The sequence below is a fragment of the Caballeronia mineralivorans PML1(12) genome (assembly GCF_001028175.1).
Lineage (GTDB): Bacteria > Pseudomonadota > Gammaproteobacteria > Burkholderiales > Burkholderiaceae > Caballeronia > Caballeronia mineralivorans.
This window is the reverse complement of record NZ_AEJF01000240.1, coordinates 1-7,180: the sequence shown is the minus strand read 5'-3', so window position 1 is coordinate 7,180 and position 7,180 is coordinate 1. Positions and strand designations below refer to the sequence as shown.

At 61.0% G+C, this 7,180-nt stretch carries 7 protein-coding genes; 5 read left to right on the top strand and 2 right to left on the bottom strand.

Annotated elements, in window-relative coordinates:
• From EOS_RS39515 to moaE, 3 genes are all read left to right on the top strand, one after another.
• Positions 1-975: molybdopterin molybdotransferase MoeA (locus tag EOS_RS39515; protein WP_047897676.1), on the top strand; the 975-nt coding region annotated here is incomplete at its 5' end.
• A gap of 8 nt (positions 976-983) precedes the next feature.
• On the top strand, positions 984-1,241 hold the full coding sequence (moaD, locus tag EOS_RS39510) for a molybdopterin converting factor subunit 1 (RefSeq protein ID WP_047897675.1): 258 nt from the start codon (positions 984-986) through the stop codon (positions 1,239-1,241).
• A 1-nt stretch (position 1,242) separates the two neighbouring features.
• Positions 1,243-1,722, top strand: a complete 480-nt coding sequence (gene moaE / locus EOS_RS39505) for a molybdopterin synthase catalytic subunit MoaE (protein ID WP_047897674.1) — start codon at positions 1,243-1,245, stop codon at positions 1,720-1,722.
• 35 nt (positions 1,723-1,757) lie between these two features.
• Here the strand turns inward: moaE and EOS_RS39500 are convergent, their stop codons facing one another.
• A complete protein-coding gene (locus EOS_RS39500; protein ID WP_047897677.1) occupies positions 1,758-2,309 on the bottom strand; it encodes a group III truncated hemoglobin in 552 nt (183 codons plus the stop codon).
• Between the two features lie 584 nt (positions 2,310-2,893).
• Here EOS_RS39500 and EOS_RS39495 point away from each other — a divergent pair.
• Together EOS_RS39495 and clpB are read left to right on the top strand one after the other, a co-directional pair.
• Positions 2,894-3,385, top strand: coding sequence for an Rrf2 family transcriptional regulator (locus tag EOS_RS39495; RefSeq protein ID WP_047897673.1), 492 nt, complete (start codon positions 2,894-2,896; stop codon positions 3,383-3,385).
• 273 nt (positions 3,386-3,658) lie between these two features.
• A complete protein-coding gene (clpB, locus tag EOS_RS39490) occupies positions 3,659-6,256 on the top strand; it encodes an ATP-dependent chaperone ClpB (protein ID WP_047897672.1) in 2,598 nt (865 codons plus the stop codon).
• Between the two features lie 97 nt (positions 6,257-6,353).
• On the opposite strand, the gene EOS_RS39485 is transcribed toward clpB, so the two are convergent.
• The gene (locus EOS_RS39485) at positions 6,354-6,806 is read right to left on the bottom strand and encodes a YidB family protein (RefSeq protein ID WP_047897671.1); all 453 of its coding nucleotides are present in this window, start codon (positions 6,804-6,806) and stop codon (positions 6,354-6,356) included.
• Positions 6,807-7,180 lie beyond the last annotated feature (374 nt).

Sequence of the window (7,180 nt, the reverse complement as noted above, 5' to 3'; positions counted from 1 at the left end):
CCGCTCGCCGCCGGCACGGTGGCGCGCATCTTCACCGGAGCAACCGTGCCCCCGGGTGCCGACGCTATCGTAATGCAGGAGATGGTTCGTCTCGACGACGCCGGCGCGACGTTCACGCAAGTGCCGCTCGAAGGCGAATGGATCACGCAGCAAGGTGCCGATATCCGTCGCGGCTCCGTGATTCTGCCTGCCGGCACGCGGCTTACGCCGCAGGCGCTGGGGCTGGCGGCATCGGTGGGAAGCGCTGCGCTCGAGGTCGTGCGCAAGGTGCGCGTGGCGGTGTTTTTTACCGGTGACGAACTCACTATGCCCGGCGAGCCGTTGCGTCCCGGCGCGATCTACAACTCGAACCGTTTCACGCTGCGTGCGTTGCTCGCGAAGCTGGGTTGCGACGTGACGGACTTCGGTATCGTGGCCGACCGGCTCGACGCAACCCGCGAAATGCTGCGGCGGGCAGCGCTCGATCACGACCTGATCCTCACGTGCGGCGGGGTATCGGTCGGCGAGGAAGATCATGTGAAACCCGCGGTGGAAGCCGAGGGGCGCATTTCCATGTGGCAGATCGCGATGAAACCCGGCAAGCCGCTCGCGTTCGGCGCGGTGCGGCGCGAGGCGGCGGCGCAAAATGGTGAAGAGGCGTTTTTTATCGGCTTGCCGGGTAATCCGGTGTCCAGCTTCTGCACGTTTTTGCTCTTCGTGCGCCCCTTTATCCTGCGGCTGGCGGGCGTCGAGGCGCTCGAGCCGCGCGTATATTCAATGCGCGCGGATTTCACCCAGAAAAAGGGTGACCGGCGCAACGAATTCCTGCGCGCTCGTGTGAACGACGCGGGTGGCCTGGAGGTGTTCGGGAATCAAAGCTCGGCGGTGTTGACATCGACGGTCTGGGGCGACGGACTGATCGATAACCCGCCGAATCACGCCATCCAGGCCGGCGAGACTGTGCGTTTCATGCCGTTTTCAGAACTGATGCGTTGAAGGCAACCATGAAAGTCGAATTGAGGTTTTTTGCGGGCGTGCGTGAAGCGCTCGGCGTAGCGAACGAGAGCGTGGAGGTCCCGGACGGCGTGGCTAGCGTCGGCGACGTGCGGGCCTGGCTGCGTACGCGCGGCGGCGCGTGGGCGGAAACGCTCGCCGAAGGCCGCTCGTTGCGAATGGCGTGCAACCACGAAATGACCGACCCGTCGCGACGCATCACGGAAGGCTGTGAAGTCGCGTTTTTCCCGCCAGTCACGGGCGGCTGAGATGACCCGCGTACGTGTGCAGGAAGCTGATTTCGATATCAGCACGGAAGTTGCCGCACTACGTGCCGACAATCCCAAGGTCGGCGCGGTGGCGTGTTTTGTGGGCACGGTGCGTGATCTGAACGAAGGCAACACCGTCCAGGCGATGGAACTGGAACACTATCCCGGCATGACCGAAAAGGCGCTGGAGGCGATCGCGGGTGAGGCGCGCGACCGCTGGCCGGGTTCCGACGTGCTGATCGTGCATCGCGTGGGGAAACTCTTGCCGCTCGATCAGATCGTGCTGGTGGCAACTACCGCCGTGCATCGGGCAGAGGCCTTCGAATCGTGCGCGTTCGTGATGGATTATCTGAAAACGCAGGCACCGTTCTGGAAGAAGGAAAAGACGGAACACGGCGAGAAATGGGTCGATGCGCGCGAATCCGACGATGCCGCCCGGGCGCGATGGGATCCGGAGTCGAAGAAAGGGGCGGAGGCGTAAGCCAGGCGTGGTCCGTTCGCCCGCACCGCATGTGTCTAGGATTCTTCGCTTTCAACGCCCGACAGCTTGGCCGGAAACGGCTCGCCGCGGCTCCGGTCAGGTAACTCCGCCGACGATTCGTTCTCGCTACGACCCGTTCGCAGGCGCTTGAGGGACGCGAGCAAATCGACCTGAGCACCAGGAATGGCATAGTCCCAGCCGAACTTGCTCAATTGCAGGCTTTGCGCGATGCGCAGCGCCGGCTCCATGAACTGCACGGCGGCGGCTGGTTCGTACCGAGTGCTGACGGTATCGAGGAAAAGCGTAAGCCAGCGGGCGAAGTGCTGGGGTTCGATGTCGCCGAGCGGGCGGTGCGCTTCCTGAACGTTGCCCCGGTACGCCTTGGTTCCGAGCACGAGGCTCGACCAGAACGTCGTCATTTTCGCGAGATGCGCGTCCCAGCGTCCAGCCAGTTCGCGGGCGAAGATCGGGCCGAGCAGCGAGTCATCGTCGACACGTCGGTAGAATGCGTCGACCAATTGCCGGATATTGGTTTCGTCGGGTTCCGTGGCGGGGACGAATGGCGTCGCTTGCGCGTTTGGCTCGATCACGGGTTCAGTCGGGGGCTTAATCAAAGGCTCAATCATGGGATTCGATGGCAGGATTCAGGTGTGAAATGAGTCCGGGCGGCAAAGCTGAGTGCGGCCATCGAATTGCCGAACGCGCGATTTCGACTCGCCGGATATTAGGAAAATGCCCTATGCGGAGGGTATTTGACGGAAACTAGAGAAACAACGAACCTATTACGGACTCGCTTCCATAAAGCCAAGGCCGTTAGATGAGCCCAATAAATGGGACCATTAAATGGGGCCAATAAGTAGGGCCAATAAGCAGAATAGTGTTTCATTGACTTCCCGTTGATAGCTTCCCATGATAATCGACGTTTAATCGTGAAGCTGTTGGTGGCGGGAGCGGCCGCTTGCGGCATGGTTTGTAACGGTTGCCGCTGTTGTCTGGTAGCCGGGAACACCGGTTAGACCAGGCACGCACGGTTCAGGGAGGTCGAGCGTTTACCCGGCCATTGATGCTGCCGTGAGTTGTGCCCATATACCCGTGCGATTGAAGCCTTTACTACGCAACGGACCGCCGCGACCACGCGATCGATTCACGCGACTGATTACGCGAATACCCCATGAGACTGACCGATTACACCGATTATTCATTGCGCGTCATGCTCTATCTGGCCGTCCGGCCTGAGGGGTTATCGACCATCCAGGAGATTTCCGATGCCTACGGGATCTCCAAAAATCATCTGATGAAAGTGGTGCAGCGGCTTGGGGAACTGGGCTGGGTAGAAACCGTACGCGGCCGTAACGGCGGTCTGAGGCTCGAAGCGCGTACGCCGCTGCTTACCATCGGCGAGGTCGTCCGCAAGACGGAGAACGACTTTTCGATAGTCGGTTGTTTCGCTGATGAAAGCGAGTTTCACCGGCATTGCGTGATCCAGTCTCACTGTCGCCTGCGAGGCGTGTTCGCCAAGGCGCGCGATGCGTTTCTCGAGGAACTCGACCAGCATACGGTCGGCGATCTGGCGTCGCCGGCTGGCGAGCTCGCGGGGTTGCTCGGAATCGTGCGTTTCACGCCGGCGGCAGACATGGTGAACGGTATCGCCGGACATGGCTGACCGAGCTGAGTGATTCACACTCGCCCCGCAAACATCTGGCCAAGCCGCCCCGACCGCGATCCGTTCGCAACGCTCCCGCGACGCACGCACCCGGCGTGCGCCAACAACCGTTTTAGCTTCCGACGCGCCCGTTCTTCCGCATCCCCAACCGCCCCGACGCCACCAGACCGATTAACCACCGATTACGCAGAAAAATGCGGTTTTTGGCCGACGGAGCGCTTGAAAGTGCCGGATCACGCCTCATTTTGAACACATCCCGATTTGGAGGTCTCAATGAGAATCGACAAGCTAACCACGAAGTTCCAGGAAGCACTGGCCGACGCGCAAAGTCTCGCCGTCGGCAATGACAATCAATATATCGAACCGATTCATTTGCTTGCTGCCCTGATCGAGCAACAAGACGGTTCGGCGCGCTCGCTGTTGTCGCAGGCAGGCGTGCAGGTCCAGGCATTGCAAACCGCGCTCAAGGACGCCATGACGCGTCTGCCGCAAGTCCAGGGCACCGACGGCAACGTCCAGGTCAGCCGCGATCTCGCCGGCTTGCTTAACAGCGCCGACAAGGAAGCGCAAAAGCTCAACGACACCTTCGTCGCAAGCGAGATGTATCTGCTCGCCATTGCAGATGACAAGGGCGAAGCCGGCCGGCTTGCCAAGCAGCACGGCCTCACACGCAAAGCGCTCGAAGCCGCGATCAACGCGGTGCGTGGCGGAGGTCAGGTGCACAGCCAGGACGCCGAGAGCCAGCGCGGCGCGCTGAAGAAATACACCGTCGACCTGACCGAACGCGCGCGCGCCGGCAAGCTCGATCCGGTGATCGGCCGCGACGACGAAATTCGCCGTTCCATCCAGATTTTGCAACGCCGGACGAAGAACAATCCGGTGCTGATCGGCGAGCCGGGCGTGGGCAAGACCGCCATTGTGGAAGGTCTCGCACAGCGGATCGTGAACGGGGAAGTGCCGGAATCGCTCAAGAGCAAGCGCGTGTTGTCGCTCGATATGGCCGCGTTGCTAGCAGGCGCCAAGTATCGCGGGGAATTCGAAGAGCGGCTCAAGGCCGTGCTGAGCGATATTGCGAAGGACGAAGGCCAGACCATCGTTTTCATCGATGAAATCCATACCATGGTCGGCGCCGGCAAGGCCGAAGGCGCGATGGACGCGGGCAACATGCTGAAGCCGGCGCTTTCGCGCGGCGAGCTGCATTGCATCGGCGCGACTACGCTGGATGAATATAGGAAATACATCGAGAAAGATGCGGCACTCGAGCGGCGCTTCCAGAAAGTGCTGGTCGATGAACCGTCCGTGGAAGCGACCATCGCAATCCTGCGCGGCCTGCAGGAAAAGTACGAACTGCATCACGGCGTGGAGATCACCGATCCGGCGATTGTCGCGGCGGCGGAGTTGTCGCATCGCTATATCACGGACCGTTTTTTGCCGGACAAGGCCATCGATTTGATCGACGAAGCCGCGTCGAAGATCAAGATGGAAATCGATTCGAAGCCCGAAGAAATGGACCGGCTCGATCGCCGCCTGATCCAGTTGAAGATCGAGCGCGAAGCTGTCAAGAAGGAAAAGGACGAGGCGTCGCAGAAGCGGTTGCAGTTGATCGAGGAGGAAATCGAGCGGCTCGATCGCGAGTATTCCGATCTCGAGGAAATCTGGATGGCGGAGAAAGCCGCCGTGCAGGGTAGCGCAACGCTGAAGGAAGAGATCGAGAAAGTGCGCGCGGATATCGTGCGTTTGCAGCGTGAAGGCAAGCTCGAGAAGGTCGCCGAATTGCAGTACGGCAGGCTGCCCGAACTCGAGTCGCAACTGAAGCAGGTCACGCAGGCCGAGACTGCGGAGCAGAGCAATCCGACGCGGCCGCGCTTGTTGCGCACGCAAGTGGGCGCCGAGGAAATCGCGGAAGTGGTATCGCGTTCAACGGGCATTCCGGTGTCGCGGATGATGCAGGGCGAGCGTGAAAAGCTGTTGCAGATCGAAGCCAAGTTGCACGACCGCGTGGTCGGGCAGGACGAGGCTATCGGCGCGGTGGCCGACGCCATTCGCCGTTCGCGCGCGGGCTTGTCGGATCCGAACCGGCCGTATGGTTCGTTCCTGTTCCTCGGGCCGACCGGTGTGGGCAAGACCGAGTTGTGCAAGGCGCTCGCCGCGTTCCTGTTCGATTCGGAGGATCACCTGATCCGTATCGACATGAGCGAGTTCATGGAGAAACACAGCGTCGCGCGGTTGATTGGTGCGCCGCCGGGTTATGTCGGCTATGAGGAAGGCGGATATCTGACCGAGCTGGTGCGTCGCAAGCCCTACAGCGTGATTTTGCTCGACGAAATCGAGAAGGCGCACCCGGACGTGTTCAACGTGCTGCTGCAAGTGCTCGACGACGGCCGTATGACCGACGGGCAAGGGCGTACCGTGGACTTCAAGAACACGGTGATCGTGATGACGTCGAACCTGGGATCGCATGTGATCCAGGCGATGGTCGGAGAACCGCACGAAGCAGTGAAGGATGCCGTCTGGGAGGAAGTCAAGCTGCACTTCCGGCCGGAATTCCTCAACCGTATCGACGATGTCGTGGTGTTTCATTCGCTCGACCGCGCCAACATTCAGTCAATTGCGAAGATCCAGTTGCAGCGGCTGCGTGAACGGCTGGCGAAGCTGGAAATGGAACTCGATGTCTCGGATGCAGCGCTCGAGCAGATCGGCAAGGTGGGTTACGACCCAGTGTTCGGTGCCCGGCCATTGAAGCGCGCGATCCAGCAGGAAATCGAAAATCCCGTCGCGAAGCTGATTCTGGCCGGCAAGTTCGGACCGAAGGACGTGATTCCCGTCGATATTCGCGAAGGCGAGTTCGTGTTCGATCGCGTCGTGCATTAAGACGCTTGCCGGGTTTAACCCGGTTTCACCCAAAAAGGGGCAACGGAGTGATCCGCTGCCCCTTTTTGCTATTGCAGAAAAGCAGGACGAAAAACGCTTACGCCTTTGGTTCTTCGCTCTTGCCGAACATGCCCGCCAAAGCACCGAGACCGCCGAGCGAACCCAGCAAGCTGCCCACATCCAGCTTGCCGTCCGCCGGCACCTGGCCGTCCGGCGTCGCGTGGTTCACCAGATGCGGCAGCACGGTAGCCAGCATGCCGGACACCTGGTCGCCCGAAAGACCCGCTTTCTGCGCGATCTGGCTGACAGCGTCCGAGCCGAGCACATTGGTCACGGTGTCCGAGCTGATTGGCTTGTTTTCGCCGTTGCCGACCCACGACGAGACGATGTCGCCCGCGCCGTTCTCGTGAAAACGCTGAATCAGGCCGTTCAGGCCGCCCGGCTGGTTATTGACGAACTCCATCGCAGCGGCGATGAGGCCGGACTGCGCGCCGCCGCCTTGAGACGACGAATTGCCGAAGGAGGAGGCGAGGGTATCGAGTAGGCTCATGGCTGTCTCACTTGAAAACGATGCTGGTTAGATGCCGTCCGGCGTCATGCTGGTTTGCCTTTGCCGAACGGAAAACATGCCGTCCCGTGAGGAACGGCTAGAGTGTTTCTGCTGCAAAGCGACCGGGGCGCTTGAATCCGAGCTGCGCGTAAATGGCCATTCCACGCTCGAGATTGAGTGCCGTAGTGCGTCGCCGTCCTCAGGTTGCTGCCGCGTCGCTCGCGGCTTTCTTTTTCTTGGATTTCTTCGATGCCTTGGCGCCGCTCGCACCCGACGCAGCATCGGCCGTAGCCGTGGTCGTGGCGCTGGAACCTGCTGCTGCGCTGGCCTTGGCTTTCTTACCCTTCTTGCCCGTTGTCGCCGAGGCCGCGTCC

Excerpts from the sequence above, each read along its gene's own strand:
- EOS_RS39485 (WP_047897671.1), bottom strand. The coding sequence starts at position 6,806 with ATGAGCCTACTCGATACCCTCGCCTCCTCCTTCGGCAATTCGTCGTCT.
- moaD (WP_047897675.1), top strand. The coding sequence starts at position 984 with ATGAAAGTCGAATTGAGGTTTTTTGCGGGCGTGCGTGAAGCGCTCGGC.
- clpB (WP_047897672.1), top strand. The coding sequence starts at position 3,659 with ATGAGAATCGACAAGCTAACCACGAAGTTCCAGGAAGCACTGGCCGAC.
- EOS_RS39495 (WP_047897673.1), top strand. The coding sequence starts at position 2,894 with ATGAGACTGACCGATTACACCGATTATTCATTGCGCGTCATGCTCTAT.
- moaE (WP_047897674.1), top strand. The coding sequence starts at position 1,243 with ATGACCCGCGTACGTGTGCAGGAAGCTGATTTCGATATCAGCACGGAA.